Below are 16325 nucleotides of genomic sequence, written 5' to 3'. Positions count from 1 at the left end.
TTTGATGCCGGAGAACAATATGAATAATTTACTGAAGGGTATGATATCCGGGGGCAGAAAGGCCGTGTTTGTCGGCGCTGCCGCATTGGCGTTTTCACTGAGCGCCGGTTCCGCCATGGCTCAGGAACGCGTCGGTGACTTCGCCCTGCTGGACCAGGATGGTCTGTTCCATCACATGGCCTGGTACGACAACAACAAAGCCATTGCGTTTCTGGTTCAGGCCAGTGGTGACGCTGCTACCGAAGCATCGCTTGCCTCATTTAATGCCCTCAAAACGCAGTACGCCGACCAGGGCATCGTCTTCATGATGATCAACCCGCTGGGTGAGGCGCGCGCGACCGTCAAGGCAGATGCAGAGCGCCTTGGCATCGATATTCCCGTGCTGATTGATGACGCACAGATCATCGCCAAAGCCATGGGCGTTGATAAAACCGGCGAGGCCTTTGTTTACGATCCCAAGACTTTCCAGGTAATTTACCGTGGCCCGGCCGATGCACCACTGGCCGATGCACTGGCTGCCGTGGTAGCGGATGAAGCTGTTCCCAATGCGATGGTTGCGACCCAGGGCACACCGGTCAGTTACCGTTCGCTTGACCAGCTGGCACAGTCTGGTGTGTCTTACAGTGAGGATGTTGCACCTATCCTGGCTGAAAACTGCGCCAGCTGCCACCGTGAAGGCGGTATCGCGCCCTTCGCGCTGAACAGCCACACCATGGCACAGGGCTGGTCACCGATGATCCGCGAAGTGCTGATGACCAAGCGTATGCCACCAGGCCAGATTGATCCGCACATCGGCAACTTCCGCAACCACTACACGCTGACGCCGGAAGAGCAGCAGAAAGTGATCCAGTGGATCGCCGCTGGTTCCGTCAAGGATGGCAATTCAGATCCGCTGGCAGAACTGACCTGGTCACAGGAGAAGTGGGCCTTTGGTGAGCCAGACCTGATCGTCAAGGTGCCGCCACAACAGATCCCCGCCACCGGCGTGCTGGACTACATCGATGTGGTTGTGCCACTGGAAGGTCACACACGCGATCGCTGGGTCCGTGCCAGCCAGTATGTGCCCGGTGACAGAACTGTGCTGCACCACACGCTGAATGCCTTTATTGTGCCGGGTGAGCGTCCGTCACAGGGCCTGATCACCCGCTTCAGCAATCCCGACCAGGCCTATATCACGCCTTACATCCCGGGTGCGGATCCGCACGTGGAAGAGCCCAACACCGGCGGTCTGCTGCGTGCTGGCACGCAACTGGCGCTGAACCTGCACTACACAACAACCGGTAAAGAAACCGTGGATGCCAGTGAAATCGGCATCTGGTTCTACCCGGATGATCAGATCCCCACTGAGCGCCGTCTGGGCGACTGTGCCTGTATCTTCACCCCAACCTGGACTGACATCCCGGCCTACGATCCGGACTTCGAGCAGACTGCTGAGGTGCTGATTACCACCGATGCCGAGATCATGGCCTTTACGCCGCATATGCATTTCCGTGGCAAGCGCATGGTGTTTGATGCTCATTACCCGGATGGCAGTGTGGAGCGCCTGCTGAACATCGCCCAGTACAACTACAACTGGCAGATGGAATACCAGTTGGTTGAGCCGAAGTTTGTACCAGCCGGCACCCGTGTCGTAGTCACCGGCGCGTTTGACAACTCGGAACAGAACAAGGCCAACCCCGACCCATCACGCGTGGTGCCATGGGGCCAGCAGAGCTGGGACGAGATGTTCTTCGGTCAGGTTTACTGGAAGGAAGTGAAAAGCAACCCGGAAGTAAGTTCTAACTGAAAGATCAGTGCCAACTGATTTTCAAAAATGAGAGGCGCAGCCTGATTCAAGGGCTGCGCCTTTTTTCGCTACGGAGACCTGCCATGAAACAGCTCACCCGCCTTTTTTCCGCCACCTTGATGGCCGCTGCTCTGTCAATTACATCTACATTGCACGCCGACGTCTGGGACACCGCCACTCACGGCTATGCTGACAACGATGGCGTGCGTATCCATTACGCCACTGTCGGTGAAGGCCCCCTGATGGTGATGATCCATGGCTTCCCAGATTTCTGGTACAGCTGGCGACATCAGATGGAAGGTCTGCAGGATGATTATCAGGTCGTTGCAATTGACCAGCGCGGATACAACCTCAGTGACTCACCCGACGGCGACGAAAACTACGACATGACTCTGCTGACCTCTGACGTCGCTGCCGTGATTCGCAGCTTTGGTGAAGACAGCGCTGTCATTGTGGGGCATGACTGGGGCGGCATGGTGGCCTGGAATTTTGCCTTTGCCTATCCGCAGATGGTGGACCGGTTGGTAGTGATAAATCTGCCACACCCCAACGGCATGCAGCGTGAGTTGACCATCAACGAAGAACAACGTGCCAATAGCAACTACGCGCAGCGCTTTCAGGCTGGCAGCCCGTCGGATCCCGACATCTTTTTTGGCATGCCGATGATGCCACAGACACTGGCCGGCTGGGTGCGGGATACCAGCGCGCGCGAGCGCTATATCGAGGCCTTTGGCCAGTCCGACTTTGACGCCATGCTGGCCTATTACAAGCGCAACTATCCGCCCCTTCCGCCAATAGCGGAAACCGCACCACCACCCTCACCCGAGGTACCGCAGCTGAACGTCCCCCTACTGGTCATGCACGGCCTGGATGACACCGCACTGCATTCTGACGGGCTGAACAATACCTGGGACTGGAACGATGCCGACACCACGATTGTGGCAGTGCCCGATGCCGGGCATTTTGTACAGCAGGACGCTGCAGAGATGGTGACCGAAACGCTGCGCTGGTGGCTGGGCGCGCGACAACAATAAGGCGGTCCTCGCTAGGCACCCAGCTGTTCGGCCAGATCGATAAAGTCGTCTGCAAACAGATCAAACTCATCCCGCGCCGGCGCAACTGTGGGTCGTTCCGGCCCACGCTCCATGGGGCGATGGACGTAAGCAGTCCGCAGTCCGGCCCTGGCTGCACCGCGCAGGTCACTGGGATGGGCGGCCACCAGCATGACCTGATCCGGCCGCAGGCTGAACAGCTCGGCCGCCTTGAGATAGGCTTCCGGGTCGGGTTTGTAATGACGGGACAACTCAGCCGACAGAATGGTATCAAAGGGCAATCCGGCATTTTTTGCCATGTTCAGCAGCAGGGATACATTGCCGTTGGACAGCGTGGCGGTGGTGTAATGCTCTCGCAGCCGAGCCAGTCCTGCAATCGCATCAGGCCAGGGGGCGAGCCTGTGCCACACTTCATTCAGGTGCTGAATCTCGGCCTCGCTTAGGTTGGTTAATTCAAACTCCACGATCAGCTCATCCAGCACCATGCGGTGAAGATCATCCAGCTTGGTCCACGGCAGTTCACCGCTGCGCACCTGATTCATCGCCGGGCCGTAGCCACTGCGCCAGCGATCGGCAAACTCGCCCCAGTCGACCTCATAGCCTTTGCGCGCATTGAGTTGATTGCCTTCCTGGATGATGGTGCCCCGCCAGTCTGCCACCGTGCCAAACACGTCGAAGACCAGTGCCTGGACGTCGGCCAGCTCAGGGACCTGCGCCAACGCTCGTTTTGAAATGGAAAAACCCGTGGCAGAGATCATCACCGCGGAGGCCGTCAAGCCGAGCAATTTGCGGCGTGAGATTAATGGCTGCGTGGACCTGGATTTCTGCATGAGCTCCCCCGAAATTTCCCTGCCTGTTGTTATTGTCAGCTCACTCTTGTGAACGTTCTGGACATCCCGCTGGCCAGAGGTTCTGAGGGTGAGATCTACACTTTACCTCAGCACAAGGGGTTTTGCGCAGGGATGTGACCTCACTTAACTCTCTGCAGACTCAGACTGGCGGCCCGACGCCGCCCCACTCATCGCAGCTTTCTCAAACAGGTCGACCAAATCGCCCTGCACCGAAGAGAAGTCTGCAAAGTCCGGGATCGTTGTATTCATCGTCAACGCGATCGTCAGCGCCTGATCCGGATAGACGGCAAGCCAGGCCATTGAACCCTTGGACACGCCACCATGGTGCGCATAGCGGTCGCGACTGTTCCAGCGCCAGGTGAGCGCGTAGGACTGCGGGTTGACCTCACCCGAGTTCAATACCTGCGGCCTCCAGAATACATTGCGTGTCGCCTCACTGATGAAGGTCGGATCCAGCCAGGCTGAACCAAGCAGCGCCAGATCCGACGGCGTTGACATGAACCCTCCACCCGGCAGTTTGCTGCTCAGGTCAACGTCTCGCCACAGTTGTACACGCTGTCCATCCTGTTGATAAAAACGGGCGCGTAGCGGTGATGCCAGGTCTGGCACGGGAGATGAAAGCTCCAGAGCTTGCAGTACCTGTTGCCGGATCAATTCATGAAACGTTTGCCCACCAGCGCTTTGTAAAACAGCTGCCATCAAATGCGTACCAAATGAGGAGTATTCAAAGTCACTGCCCGGCGCGAATCTCAGCGGGCTGCCATCGAACAGCGCCAACCCTTCCCGGACATCGGTATGATGCTGTTGCAAGGCCATGGAGTGGTGGAGCCCGCGCAAGTCCCTGTTGGTGCCGTACTCGGGCAGGCCAGCCATGTGTGAGGCCAGTTGCCGCAGCGTCAGGGCATCCCATTCAGAATTGGGCAGCGCGGAGTCGTAGGATGCGATGGGTTCATCAAGGTCTACGACGCCAGCGTCGACCAGGCGCGCCAGCAAAGTACCTGTCACAGGTTTCGACGTTGATCCAATGCGATACAGTGTGGCCGGAGTGGCCGCTTGCCCGTCGGCCAGGTTTGCCCAGCCCACGGCTGCTCGCCAGACCACCTCACCCTCGATGGCGATGGCAGCCGAAAAAGACGGTGCGTGAAGTTGTGCCTGGTGGGCAAGCAGCATCGCGCAGGCCTGATCAGCCGCTTGCTGCCACTGCGGTGCAACGGGTGTCGACTGACAGGTGGTGCTGGCCGGCACCGCTTGCCACGCCAGGGGATTCCGCATCCAGGGCGTAGTTTCGCCAAAGAACCCAGCCAGCGGCGCGAAAACCAGCACCACGATGGCAAAAACGATGGCAGTAATACAGGCAAGCACTTTCCGAACAAACATGACAGTCAGACTCCGAAGATCAGAATTAATGCCCCGGAGTTTAGGTATCACACGGGATACTGGCTCGCCGATTTCAAAAATCTAGCGCCGATTCTGAACAGAGCGCCTGAATTCACCCGGTGTCTGATCAGTTTTTGCCTTGAATGCACGATTGAACGGTCCGACCGAGTCATAACCCAGATCCAAAGCAATGCTCAGGATGGGCAGATGGTCGCAGTCCGGGTCAGACAGACGGTCTGTGGCATCCGCTACCCGCAGATCGTTTAACAGGCTGTTGAAATTCCGGTAGCCGCGCGTTTGATTGATCAGTCGTCGCAGCCGATGCTCCTGACAGTCAAGCTGACGGGCCAGTGCCCCAATTGTCAGGGCATTCTGGTGATAGCCCTTGCGGGCAATAAAGTCATCCAGGGCCGCCGACAGTTGTCGGTCAGCGGCTGACAGTGTCGCTATGGGTGAGCCTGCTATGGTCGCGGGCGCAGCAGGAGTTTTTCTGCTGGCGGGCTCGTATTGCAGACGAAATAACCGGCCAATTACTACCGAAATGGCCAGCAGCAAAACGCTGGCGTTCATAAGTCCAAACCAGGCAGCATTACGATAACGCTCATCAGCAAATTCAAAACCCACCAGCACGGTACTGTAAAGACTGATGACGAGTACCACCGAGATTCTGGCGCGACGGCGCTCATCCAGCAGGTCGTCGGCAAATCCCCGGTAGGCAACGTAAGCCGAATGAAGAATCAGCATCAGGCCAACAGCATGAATCAGGTCGTGCAGGGGGCTGACGCCAGCGCGCACTCCCAGGGCGTAGAAGTACGTCAGGACAAACAGACCGAGAAGCAGTTTGATGGGACGCGGCCATTGCCGGGGGGCAAAATCGTCATCGAACAAATAACGAATCAGTAACCAGAAAATGAAGGCGAAAGCGTCGGTCAGTATCAGCAGGACATTACGGAATAATCCGTACTGTTCATCCGGTATGGGCGCTGTCAGCATAAGCAGCCCGGCCACACTGACACCCGCGGCAAACACAAGATGTCTCACGGTAGAGGGCGACGAACGCCACAACAAACCACCTAACAGCAACAACTGCCCCAGCACCATAGTGCGTATGAGCAGGTCGAGAAGGCTGACAAAGCTAATAGTGATCATGCTGCCTCGGCACCAGAGGTTCGCGTTTCCAGGCTGTTCTCAGCTATATTTGGCATGGGGCAGGATAATAGCTAAATTTCTGCGGCGCGGACATTGCCATCGGTTTGTATCGCCAAAGGACCACTCAACGGGAGCCAATACATAATCATGAATAAGCTGACAATAAAAACGTTTGCCCTGCTTTGCTGTCTGATGTTTTCTGCGGGATTGGTATCGGCCCAGACCACCAGCACTGACGAAAATGCCGAAGCCGTTGCAGGCGCCATGGCAGCACTGGATGATTTTATGCGGACCTTTAATGACCGGGATATGGAAGCCTGGGCGGCAACACTGAATTATCCGCATGTGAGATTCGCCAGCGGTACCGTGACTGTCTGGCAGAGCGCCGAGGAGTTTGCGCAGCAGCCCACCTTTGAGCGACTGACCGCGACGGGCTGGGATCATTCCGCCTGGCTGAGCCGTGAACCGGTGTTGGTCTCGTCAGGCAAGGTTCACATCAACACGGTGTTTCAGCGCTACAACAGCAGCAATGAACCGATTGGCACTTACGAGTCGCTTTACATTGTGACGCGTGACGCTCAGGGCAAGTGGGGAACTCAGGCGCGCTCCAGTCTGGCGCCGTGAACCGTCACATAGTCTAAGAAGCAGACAGGCTTAATAGGGATTTTTGTCAGCATCGGTAGGTTTACTGAAAGCCAGCTGCACGTTGGCCGAGTAAATAACGCGATACTCGTCACTCTGGTGAGGCTCGGTGTTGTGGGTCAGATAACTGGGGAACACCACAAACAGTCCCTTTTTGGGCTGCACACTGTAACGGTAGGGCATCCAGCAGATTTCCGGCGGGTAAAAATGCTGAAAATGTCCGCGAGCCGGATTTTCAAATATCAGCTGTCCGGTGCCCTCGGTCGCTGCTGCATAAAACACCATACTAAGATGCGCCATCGGATGAGTATGTTGCGGGATGTAATGTCCCCTGCCGTATATTGATGCCCAGGCACTGCCCAGGTGCATGCCCACTTCGGGCTTGCCGACCACTCGCATGTATTCACCAAACACGGCCATGGCGGCACGGTTCATGAACTCAAAGTCGGGCCGTTTCACCAGATTGACGTTGTAGAAGGATGTAAAACCGTGCTGTTCGATATCCTGCGGGCTTTTTGCACGCTGGCCACTGTGCCAGGCGTCACTGATCAGGCCGGCATCCGGGTACTCTGCCTTCAGCTGCATGGCCTTGTCGTAGAATTTGTCAGCAATTGCGTCCAGCTCCGGGAAGTCATCAATGGTGATGACCGGGTGGCTGAACATTTGAATGAGTTGACCCATGGTGCTCCTGGCGGGTGTAACAGACCAGCAAATTACATCGAAACGATCATGCAGGAAGATTCTTCTTCAAAGGTTCCAGGTACGATACATAATGCCTGGCACGTCCGCTGAAGGCGGCCGAGACTGGCTGTCTCACTTGAACGGCGCTGAAGGTACTCACCGCACGCTGTGTTTTATGTGGCTCATAACAGGCCGGCTCTTCGGACAATCCAGCAAATGCCAGCAGGTTTCGAATCTCCGCTGATGAATCTTTTATCATGTCGGCATGTTCAAGTCGATGAATGTGATTGGGTGCCAGGGCATACCAGTGCGCCATCAGTCGCCGGTGAAGCCCCAGGTAATGGCCGATATCCTCCAGTCGATGGGCGCAGGGCCAGTTCTTGGAGAAATCGTGGCGGTATATCGACAAGCCGATCTCCAGCGCATCACGCTCAGTAGCGATGACAGGGGAGTCGGGAAACAGCAGGCGTATCAGACCAATTGAGCGGAAGTTCAACGGTTGCTTGTCGACGATCCACCCGGGCTTCTCACCCGCGTCACCTTCAGCTGGTGTTGGCAATGCAGCCAGATATGCCTCGCGCCAGCGCGCCAGTTTGCGCTGCATCACATTGCGGGTCTCCTCGATGCCGATGCGGCGCGCCATGGCAATCAATTCATCGTGAATCTCTGGCAGCATCGGCAGTTCACCGCCACCATGCACCGTCGAATGCGAGGCCAGTATGGATTCAACCAGCGTGGTGCCTGAGCGCGGCATACCCAGCACAAATATCGGTTGCGGTGACTCCGTGCCTGCAGCCTTTTTATGACTGACTGAACTGCCAGTGCCAGGCGGGAACAGGGATATTAGTATGTCCAGCTCCTGCTCCTGTTCGTCGCGCTGATAGGCAATCCCTTCCTGCTGGCTCAACTGCATGTTGACGCGATTTGCCTGTTGCCAGGCAGAGAACGCGGCACCGTATTCACCAACATGATCCAATGCCTCGCCCAGCGTAAACAGCAGCGCGGCGCGATACTCCGGATGCAGCCAGGTCTGCGCAAGCAGCCGCTGAATGGCCGCGACTTCTTCCCGTCGCAGACGCCCCTGACACAGTTGTCCAAGCGTGATGTAGGCAGGCACCAGCGTCGGACTGGCAGCCAGCGCCTGTCGGCAATCCTGTTCTGCCTGTTGCAGATTACCGGTCAGGTAGTTAAGTCGGCACGATGCCAGCAGTACTTCACTGGCGCTAGGCTGCATGCGGCCAGCCAGGGTCAGGTGACGCTGGGCCCGCTCATAACGCTCTGCAGCTGTAGCAATCCGCGCCGCGCTGACGTGATGCCGGAAGTTGTCCGGGTCCAGCGATAAAACCACATCGAATGCATCCAGCGACTCGGTAAAAAATTTCTGTTCAAAGCAGGCATGCGAAAGCGACTGCCAGGCCTGCACCGAATCAGGTTCGGCGCGTGTCCAGGCACTCGCAATCTGTTGCATGAGTGGCCAGTTCCGCGAGCGTGCAGCCCGGGAGCAGGCAGGCGTCCATGCCTGTGAGGCGCCTTGCTGAGGCAACTGCGCCAACTCCATTACAGGAAGCCGAATCCCGACAGACTTTCAAAGCTGACGTTCAGGCCTAAATATACAACACGACCACGGGCACCAACTGGCACATTCAGGTATGTGACATCGGGCATGCGATCGCTTAGGTTATTGACACCAGCGTAGGCGCGCAGCCCTTCGCTGAAGCGGTAGTCCGCCTGGATATCGTGGACAAACAGGTTCTTGGTACCCAGCAGTTCAGAGATATCCGGTGAGCGCTGGATTTCTTCAGCCGTGTAGCGATCCAGACCACTCTGGTAGTGAGCACCGTAGGCCAGTGAGATTGGCCCACGCTCCCAGACGGCATCCAGGTTGAATACCCATTCCGGGGCCTGGCCACCCAGCAGTGTCGACACCTGCCCAACTTCGTCGACCAGTCGTGGCGCAACAGTCGGCTGCGTCAACAGTTCTTCAAGCTTGGTGCCCGCAAAGGAAAGCGAAAGCGATCCGGCGTCAAAGCCGAGTTCAGTGCGATACGAGAGACTGAAGTCATAACCTGAGGTTTGAATCTGACTCACGTTGACGGGGCGCTGTTCCAGTGCGTCAACCACACCGACGACACCCTCGATACCCTGTGAGACCCGGGTGAACAGAGAGCAGAAAGGGTTATCCAGTGTTGCGGCGCTGTAGCACTGCTCAACAATCTCGTCATCGCTGGGATAAAGGATGCCCTGATCCAGGGATATCTTCCAGTAATCCAGCGTCGCAACAAAGTCAGGCAGGAAGGTCGGCGTAAATACCAGACCTATGGTATCAGTATCAGCGGTCTCCTCCATCAGGTCTGGGTTACCACCGATTACGCCTGGCCGGCCAACCGGGTAGGCGTTGATGAAGGTCGCCGGGTCAACACCAAGCGCACTCAGGACCGCCGCGCAGTTGGCAACAGTGGTGGGTGTCTGAATGCCAAGGTTGGTCTGTTCGCACACGTCATCCGGACGGAATGAGGCTTCGTTGTCCGGTGAGAACAGCTCCTCAAGGTTGGGCGAGCGCACCGACTGACCGTGAGAGCCGCGAACAATGAAATTGTCATTTAACGTCCAGTTCATACCCACACTGAACGCGCTGGTCTGGCCGATGGTTGAATAATCCGAGAAACGATAGGCGCCATCCAGTCGCAGCGCCTGCAGTAACGGTCCAAGATCGTCGAACACAGGTACCGATACTTCCGTAAACAATTCACTGACGTCGTAAGACGACTTGCTGTCCAGCTCAAAATTTAGCTGTGTCAGGGCGTTGATGTTACTGCTGATGTCGTTAATGTCATTGACGATCTTCTCTTCGCGGTATTCACCACCAAACACAAAATCGACCGGCCCAGCTGGCAACTCAAGTCCAAGACCACCAGTGTTGCCCGCGACAAAACCATTCATTACTGTCTGTGTAATCTTGCCGCGGTTCACAAGTGGAACACCATTACCAGTGATGAAATCAATTGCCGCGGCGTTGGGCGCAGAGTCAGGTAGATTGCCCGACGCAAAATACCCAGGTGTACCATCTATGAATGGATTGAATGGAACACAGCCGCTGTTGGCCCCTGGGGTGAACGTCATATTGGCGGGAACACCCCAGGCAGTGGGCTTCCACGAAGACACCACATCGTCATTCGGGGGCACGGCGCCTGGATCCAGATTCGATCGGCAGGTCGGTTGGCCGGTGGCCGGATCGACAACGGCATCAATAGCAGCGAAGTAACGGTCCTCACGGCGCATGTTGGAAATGCTTGCCCGGACGTCTGTTCGTCCGTAATTAGCAGATACTTCATAGTTCAGCCAGTCAGTCAGATCCCCGCGCAGGCCTACGACCGCACGGAATGTTTCGCGCGTATTGTCATCGACGGAACGCATCTCCAGGTCGTCACGCGCAAGGCTGATGGTTGGGTCGTTGACGCCAGCCAGCACCTCACGGAAGCTGTCTGACAGGAATGGGTTATCCAGTGTCAGCTCAAGCGCCGAGGTAAACGAAGAGTTTCTGGGACTGACAGCATCTGTTTTTACGTACTTGAGTTCGGTAAACGCTGTCATCTCCTGCGTCAGATCATAGCGACCAAGCGCGTTGACCGAATGCACTTCCGTTTCCGGCAGAAACTGGTTGGTGAAATATGCTGTGGGCGTACCATCACCGCCTTCACCGATATAGTGTGCGCCGGAAACAGGAGTACCCAGTCGATAGGGGTTGCCCTGCGAGTTAAGGGTCAGGTCGCCAAAGCCAATCTCCTCTCCCGTAGTCGCGTCGGTTCCCATGATGTCATAACGACCAGCGGGTGATGTAAAGATGTAATGGCGCTGTCCGGCTACAATGCGGTCCGGCACATTGGGATCGTCGGTTTTGCGGAATTCTGCCGGGTTATTTACCAGGTACTGGCGGTTCTCCAGACCAAAGTCGCGCTCGAATATTTCCAGCTTCTCCTGCCTGCGGAACTCGTAGCTGCCAGTTATATTGCCACGCCCCTCATGAAAGTTACTGCCCCAGACAAATGATGCGTAGTAGTCCTCTGAGTCACCACGATCTGACATGCTGCCCTGGGTGCGCATGTCAAAACCTTCAAAGTCATCCTTGAGGACAAAGTTGACCGCACCCGAGACCGCATCAGCACCGTATACCGCCGAGGCACCGCCAGTCAGCACGTCCACGCGCTCAATCAGCGCTGTCGGAATGGTATTGGTATCCACCAGAGGCTCACCTGTGGCGATGGCACTGACATGGCGCCGGCCATTGACCAGCACAAGCGTACGGTTGGTACCCAGGTTTCGCATATTCAGGGCGTTGACACCGGTCATCGCGCCACCCTCGTCAGCTCCTTCATAGGAGCCTTCAGAACCTACCAGTGCAGCCACTTCGCTGACAAAATCTTCTACGTTGACTTTGCCTGAGCGTTCCATTTGCTCGGCCCCCAGCGATAATACTGGTGCAACATAATCGCCTTCAAATCGAGTGATACGCGACCCCGTTACTACAACCTCTTCCAGCTGCGGCTCATCCTGGGCGAACGCAACGGGCGCCGCAACGGGAAACATGGATACGGATATGGCTGCAGACAGCATTTTTACCTTAAAGGGTGTAGCGGCTCTTGCGGATGCTTTGTCATTCTTGGTGGGCATAGCGGAATCCTCATACACTAGGTCAAGTCCAGCGAAATCTGGGGTAGTTGAAACAGTCAGAGGGATAGGAGCATCTTTCGTGCCACCACGAAAATCATGCACGTTTTGCAGGGTGGTATTTGGCGCATCCAAAACGGGGCGCGATGAATTTTACGAATCACTAATTCAGTGCATAAACCGGCAAAGTGTTGTGATACCCGGCGCTGAAGGGACAAGAATTGGCACCGTTATCGAGCTACGTATGCACCAAAAGTGCAAACTACGCATTATGACGGAATGATGAACTTATATGCATTTCAAGGGAAAAATTTGCAGCCGGCGCACCAAGTCGAATCGCCTGAGCTCAGGTTTTGTCACAAGATGCTACAACAATGTGCACAACCTGAAGGGCAGAAGGCTCTCTGCCCGTCTCTGTGATATCGTTATTTACTGAACCGGGCCGACTCGGAACGCCCAAGGGCAGCCAGCATCCAGCTCATTGGCAGATGCCGCATCAGAAACACGAGCAGCCGGTAGTTCCAGCCCTGTATTGAGATCAGTTTACCTTGTTCAATATCCTGGAATGATCGTGCCACCACCTGGTCGGCCGTCCACGCTCGGGTGAATCCTTTCTTCTTGTAGAAACGGTCGGGATCAATGCCCATTCGCGAGTGAAAGTCGGTGATGGTGAACCCCGGACATATCGCCAGGGCTTTCAGACCATCACGGCGATAGGCCAGACCGACGCTTTCGGTAAAGCTGCGCACATAAGCCTTGGTGGGACCGTAAAGCACGCTCTGCCCGGTTGGTATCCAGCTGGCCACCGAAGCGACATTGATAAGCATGCCTTTGGATTTGAGCAAATTAGGTAGCGCTGCGTGGGACAGCTGAGTGGTTGCCACTACGTGTACATCAATCAGTGCCTGGTGTTTATCCCAGGCCACCTCTCCCAGCCTGCCGTCTTCGGCGTAACCGGCGTTATTGACCAGAGCGTCCAGGTCAGGCAGTGCCTCAATCGTTTGCACTAGCTCATGCCGGTCCTGCGGGTCTGAAAGATCACCCAGCTGCAGGGTCACCTCCACACCATGGTCGTGACGCAATCGCTCAGCCAGGCCCTGCAGTTCCGGCTCACGTCGCCCGGTAAGCAGCAGATCGTATCCTTTTTGTGCAAATGCCTCTGCATAAGCTGCGCCGATACCACTAGTGGCGCCGGTAATGGCGGCAAGACGTTTGGACATGGTTCAGCTCCTCCCGGGCAGTTAGCCCTGTGATTGAGTGCCTGACAGCACAGCTCAGTCCTGGACCATGCTTTTCGTTCAGACTGTCAGCTATTGGATGGCTTTTATGACTTCGCGCGTCAAATCCCAGGGATTGAAACCCTGACGGCCGTAATCCAGGCCCCGTCTCACAATGACCAGGTCGTGTGATGGGACCACGACCGTATACTGCCCACGGTTGCCATTGGTGGTGTAAGCGTCCGCTGGCACATCATTGCGCCCTTCTGGCACCAGCCACCATTGACCTCCGTATTGACTGCCACGACCCAGGGTTGCCGGCGCAGGAGTGCGTGAAAACGCAATCCACTCCTCGGAAATCAGCCGCTGATCATTCCACATTCCGCCATTGAGGTAGAGCAAGCCAAAGCGCGCCAGGTCTCTGGCATTGGTGTAAACCTGACTGCTCAGCACAAAGTCGCCAAAGCGGTCGGTGCTGATCAGTGTATTGCGCATGCCGATCCGGTCGAGCAGCGCCCGTCGTGGGAATTCCGCGTAGACCTGCTCATCGCCAAGTGCCCGCTTCATGGCATAAACAGCCAGCAATGTGTCGTAGTTTTCGTAATCCCAGTGAGTGCCTGGCGCCCGGATCATGGCGCGTTGCAGGGCGCCATGGACTGAACTGGCGCCGGCCCAGTAGGAAAGGCCCGATCCGGTAGCGTATTCCATGCCGTTGTTGTCAACGCTTTCCAGACCGCTGCTCATATTCAGAACATGGCGCAGTGTAATTTTTTGTCGAGGATCAGAGTCGGCGGAACCAACTGTTGGTAACCATTCCAGGTCCAGTAGCTCATCCAGCGCCAGCAGTCCCTCATCAACCGTCATGCCTATAAGTGTCGAGGCGATACTCTTGGCAGTGGACCAGGTTCTGGTGCGAGTGCTCATGTCAAAACCTGGTGCATAACGCTCGAGTATTATCTGGCCCTCATAGACGACCAACAGACTGATGGTGTTCTGCTCGGCAGTGGGTCGGTCGAACGCCCAGTCCGAAGCCGCCTGCAGTGCAGTGGCATTTATATTATCGGGCAGCTCCTCTGATTCGATCAGGTCACCGTCCGGCCAGGGTATCTGAGCCGCATCACCGGGCGGAGCCGGCAGCGTCAATTGCGGCAGGGTGTCGATATCGGCCAGCGTCTGATCAGGTGCAAGGATGATGCAGCCGATACCGTCCCGAAATGCCGCCCGCATGACAGGCACACCATCAGCGGCGCCCACTTCTACAGCACGACGCTCCCAGTCGATCTGGTAATCGCCGCCGGACGCGGTCCCGATTGGTTCGCGCAAAAATGCCAGCTCATCAGCAAAAACCTGCTCCAGCGTACGTTCGCTGGTGAACAGGCCATTGCACATGAAGATGGCCTGCTGGCCACGCTGGATCATGGCCCGCTGGTGCGCCCAGTAGTCGTACTGTTCGCTTTGTTGGGCCACAGCATGCGGCAGCAGCAACAAGGACATCAACACAGCGGAAAGTGCCATGCCGGTACCATGCAAGGTTTTCATGAGCCTGCTCCTGTTGGCCGCCTGCCGGGGCCGCGACGGTTAATGGACAGCCTTACAGCGCAAAACAGTAAAACAGCCCATCGCCGCCGGTGCCGACCAGGTTCTCCTGGCTGCAGCCGCGGGAGCCGTGGGCACTGTTCCAGGATGTCGGATTGGCGCCGCCACCGGTGCGATCATGATGGCCAACCTGGGCACTGCCTTCACCGTTAGACGTCCAGTTATTGCAGGTTGCATCCGTGGCGTAGCCGTCTTCGGTGCTGCCCGTGAGGATATCGTGACGGTTGGGCGTGTCACCGCGACCGTTTACAACATTGCCGTTTTCGTCGACAGAGTTTTCTTTGCTCAGCTGATTGTTCTCGCTGTGCAGGTCATCAACACTGGAGGCTACCTGAACGCCATTGGCGTTATACCAGGGACCATCACCGATACGGTCACGTGCGTTGACAGCCGGATTACCGTTGGCGGCATGGGCACTGAGATAGGCTCGCCAGGTTTTGCCGGTAACGCCAGCCTCTTCGGCCAGCACCGCACAATGTGCGTCAGCGCCTTCCAGTCCTCCCAGATTTGCCCCATCGCCACTGCCGACGCTGGTAATAAAAAAGCTGAGACTGTTGTCCTGCGGCAATGCAGTTGTAGAAAAGCCAGTCAGTGCGATGGCGGCCAGGAGTGGTGCGATTCTTTTCATTTTGGAACTCCTTTCATTAGTGTGGCGTGGTGGTAAGGGGATTCAAAACAGGGCCTACATATCATCCATCCGCTCGGTCTGCCGGACAAGCAGTTTCGACTCATTGACCTCCATATCCAGGAACTCGCGCAGCAGATCTGAAGCTTCCGGGATCTCTGCCTTGGCGATCATGGCGCGGAACAGCTCGGCGATCTGGTCATGAAATCCAAACACCTCTTCCCGGATTTCATCTGCGTTCATCCGCACATAATGATCGTCGATGTCCATGTGCGTCGTAATCGGATTGTGCATGTTCATGTCGTAGGCGTACATATCCAGCGCCTTGGGATCTGCCTTGTCCTGAAATACCGTCACCATGCTGTCCAGACGTGCCTCCTGGGATGCAAGATAGTGCAATAACATGGCCGTGCGCTGGTCGGGGTGTTTGTCAGCGGCATGTGTCAGGCATTTCGCAAGCTCGGCGTGCTTGATACGAGTCCACTCTATCAGATTACCAAACGTCTTGATTTCCATTGACTTTGCTCCTCCGATGTTGGTCTTGAACAGTAACACAGGCGTTGGCTGACGGCTAATGGCACTGGCTCGCTACCAAATGTAAATCGTTAGCAATTTTACTTGCTCGCGTAATTGCGATACCCATCGAGAGTGATCCAGGCGTCTGACTTTGCGATTGGATATCAG

Annotated in this window: 13 protein-coding genes; 3 read left to right on the top strand and 10 right to left on the bottom strand. The window is 56.4% G+C overall.

The window, feature by feature from the left end:
* Positions 1 to 19: 19 nt before the first annotated feature.
* Both LVD14_RS05845 and LVD14_RS05840 read left to right on the top strand, forming a co-directional pair.
* Positions 20 to 1786 (top strand): redoxin domain-containing protein, encoded by a 1767-nt coding sequence (locus LVD14_RS05845; RefSeq protein ID WP_237133097.1) that lies wholly within the window; start codon positions 20 to 22, stop codon positions 1784 to 1786.
* Between the two features lie 83 nt (positions 1787 to 1869).
* Positions 1870 to 2820, top strand: a complete 951-nt coding sequence (locus LVD14_RS05840; RefSeq protein WP_237133096.1) for an alpha/beta fold hydrolase — start codon at positions 1870 to 1872, stop codon at positions 2818 to 2820.
* A gap of 11 nt (positions 2821 to 2831) precedes the next feature.
* Here LVD14_RS05840 and LVD14_RS05835 read toward each other — a convergent pair whose 3' ends face one another.
* The 3 genes from LVD14_RS05835 to LVD14_RS05825 form a co-directional block, all read right to left on the bottom strand.
* Positions 2832 to 3668 (bottom strand): haloacid dehalogenase type II, encoded by an 837-nt coding sequence (locus LVD14_RS05835; protein WP_237133095.1) that lies wholly within the window; start codon positions 3666 to 3668, stop codon positions 2832 to 2834.
* A 144-nt stretch (positions 3669 to 3812) separates the two neighbouring features.
* Positions 3813 to 5066, bottom strand: coding sequence for a serine hydrolase domain-containing protein (locus tag LVD14_RS05830; protein WP_237133094.1), 1254 nt, complete (start codon positions 5064 to 5066; stop codon positions 3813 to 3815).
* Positions 5067 to 5147: 81 nt separating this feature from the next.
* The gene (locus LVD14_RS05825) at positions 5148 to 6215 is read right to left on the bottom strand and encodes a helix-turn-helix domain-containing protein (RefSeq protein WP_237133093.1); all 1068 of its coding nucleotides are present in this window, start codon (positions 6213 to 6215) and stop codon (positions 5148 to 5150) included.
* 147 nt (positions 6216 to 6362) lie between these two features.
* On the opposite strand from LVD14_RS05825, the gene LVD14_RS05820 reads away from it, so the two are divergent.
* Positions 6363 to 6839 carry a hypothetical protein gene (locus LVD14_RS05820; protein WP_237133092.1) on the top strand — a complete coding sequence of 159 codons (477 nt, stop codon included), beginning with the start codon at positions 6363 to 6365 and terminating at the stop codon, positions 6837 to 6839.
* A gap of 30 nt (positions 6840 to 6869) precedes the next feature.
* Here LVD14_RS05820 and LVD14_RS05815 read toward each other — a convergent pair whose 3' ends face one another.
* From LVD14_RS05815 to LVD14_RS05785, 7 genes are all read right to left on the bottom strand, one after another.
* Positions 6870 to 7538 (bottom strand): putative 2OG-Fe(II) oxygenase, encoded by a 669-nt coding sequence (locus tag LVD14_RS05815; RefSeq protein WP_237133091.1) that lies wholly within the window; start codon positions 7536 to 7538, stop codon positions 6870 to 6872.
* A 46-nt stretch (positions 7539 to 7584) separates the two neighbouring features.
* Positions 7585 to 9006 (bottom strand): tetratricopeptide repeat-containing sulfotransferase family protein, encoded by a 1422-nt coding sequence (locus LVD14_RS05810; RefSeq protein WP_237133090.1) that lies wholly within the window; start codon positions 9004 to 9006, stop codon positions 7585 to 7587.
* Between the two features lie 89 nt (positions 9007 to 9095).
* The gene (locus tag LVD14_RS05805; RefSeq protein ID WP_237133089.1) at positions 9096 to 12206 is read right to left on the bottom strand and encodes a TonB-dependent receptor domain-containing protein; all 3111 of its coding nucleotides are present in this window, start codon (positions 12204 to 12206) and stop codon (positions 9096 to 9098) included.
* Between the two features lie 422 nt (positions 12207 to 12628).
* Entirely contained in the window at positions 12629 to 13423 is a 795-nt protein-coding gene (locus LVD14_RS05800) for an SDR family NAD(P)-dependent oxidoreductase (RefSeq protein WP_237133088.1), read from the bottom strand.
* A gap of 90 nt (positions 13424 to 13513) precedes the next feature.
* Positions 13514 to 14959 (bottom strand): serine hydrolase domain-containing protein, encoded by a 1446-nt coding sequence (locus tag LVD14_RS05795; RefSeq protein ID WP_237133087.1) that lies wholly within the window; start codon positions 14957 to 14959, stop codon positions 13514 to 13516.
* Positions 14960 to 15011: 52 nt separating this feature from the next.
* Entirely contained in the window at positions 15012 to 15644 is a 633-nt protein-coding gene (locus LVD14_RS05790) for a hypothetical protein (RefSeq protein ID WP_237133086.1), read from the bottom strand.
* Positions 15645 to 15698: 54 nt separating this feature from the next.
* Complete coding sequence (locus tag LVD14_RS05785; RefSeq protein WP_237133085.1) at positions 15699 to 16157, bottom strand: ATPase; 459 nt, start codon at positions 16155 to 16157, stop codon at positions 15699 to 15701.
* Positions 16158 to 16325 lie beyond the last annotated feature (168 nt).

The organism is Pseudohongiella sp. O18 (genome assembly GCF_021729085.1).
Lineage (GTDB): Bacteria > Pseudomonadota > Gammaproteobacteria > Pseudomonadales > Pseudohongiellaceae > Pseudohongiella.
The sequence above is the reverse complement of the archived record's forward strand: the minus strand, read 5'-3'. Positions and strand labels throughout refer to the sequence as shown.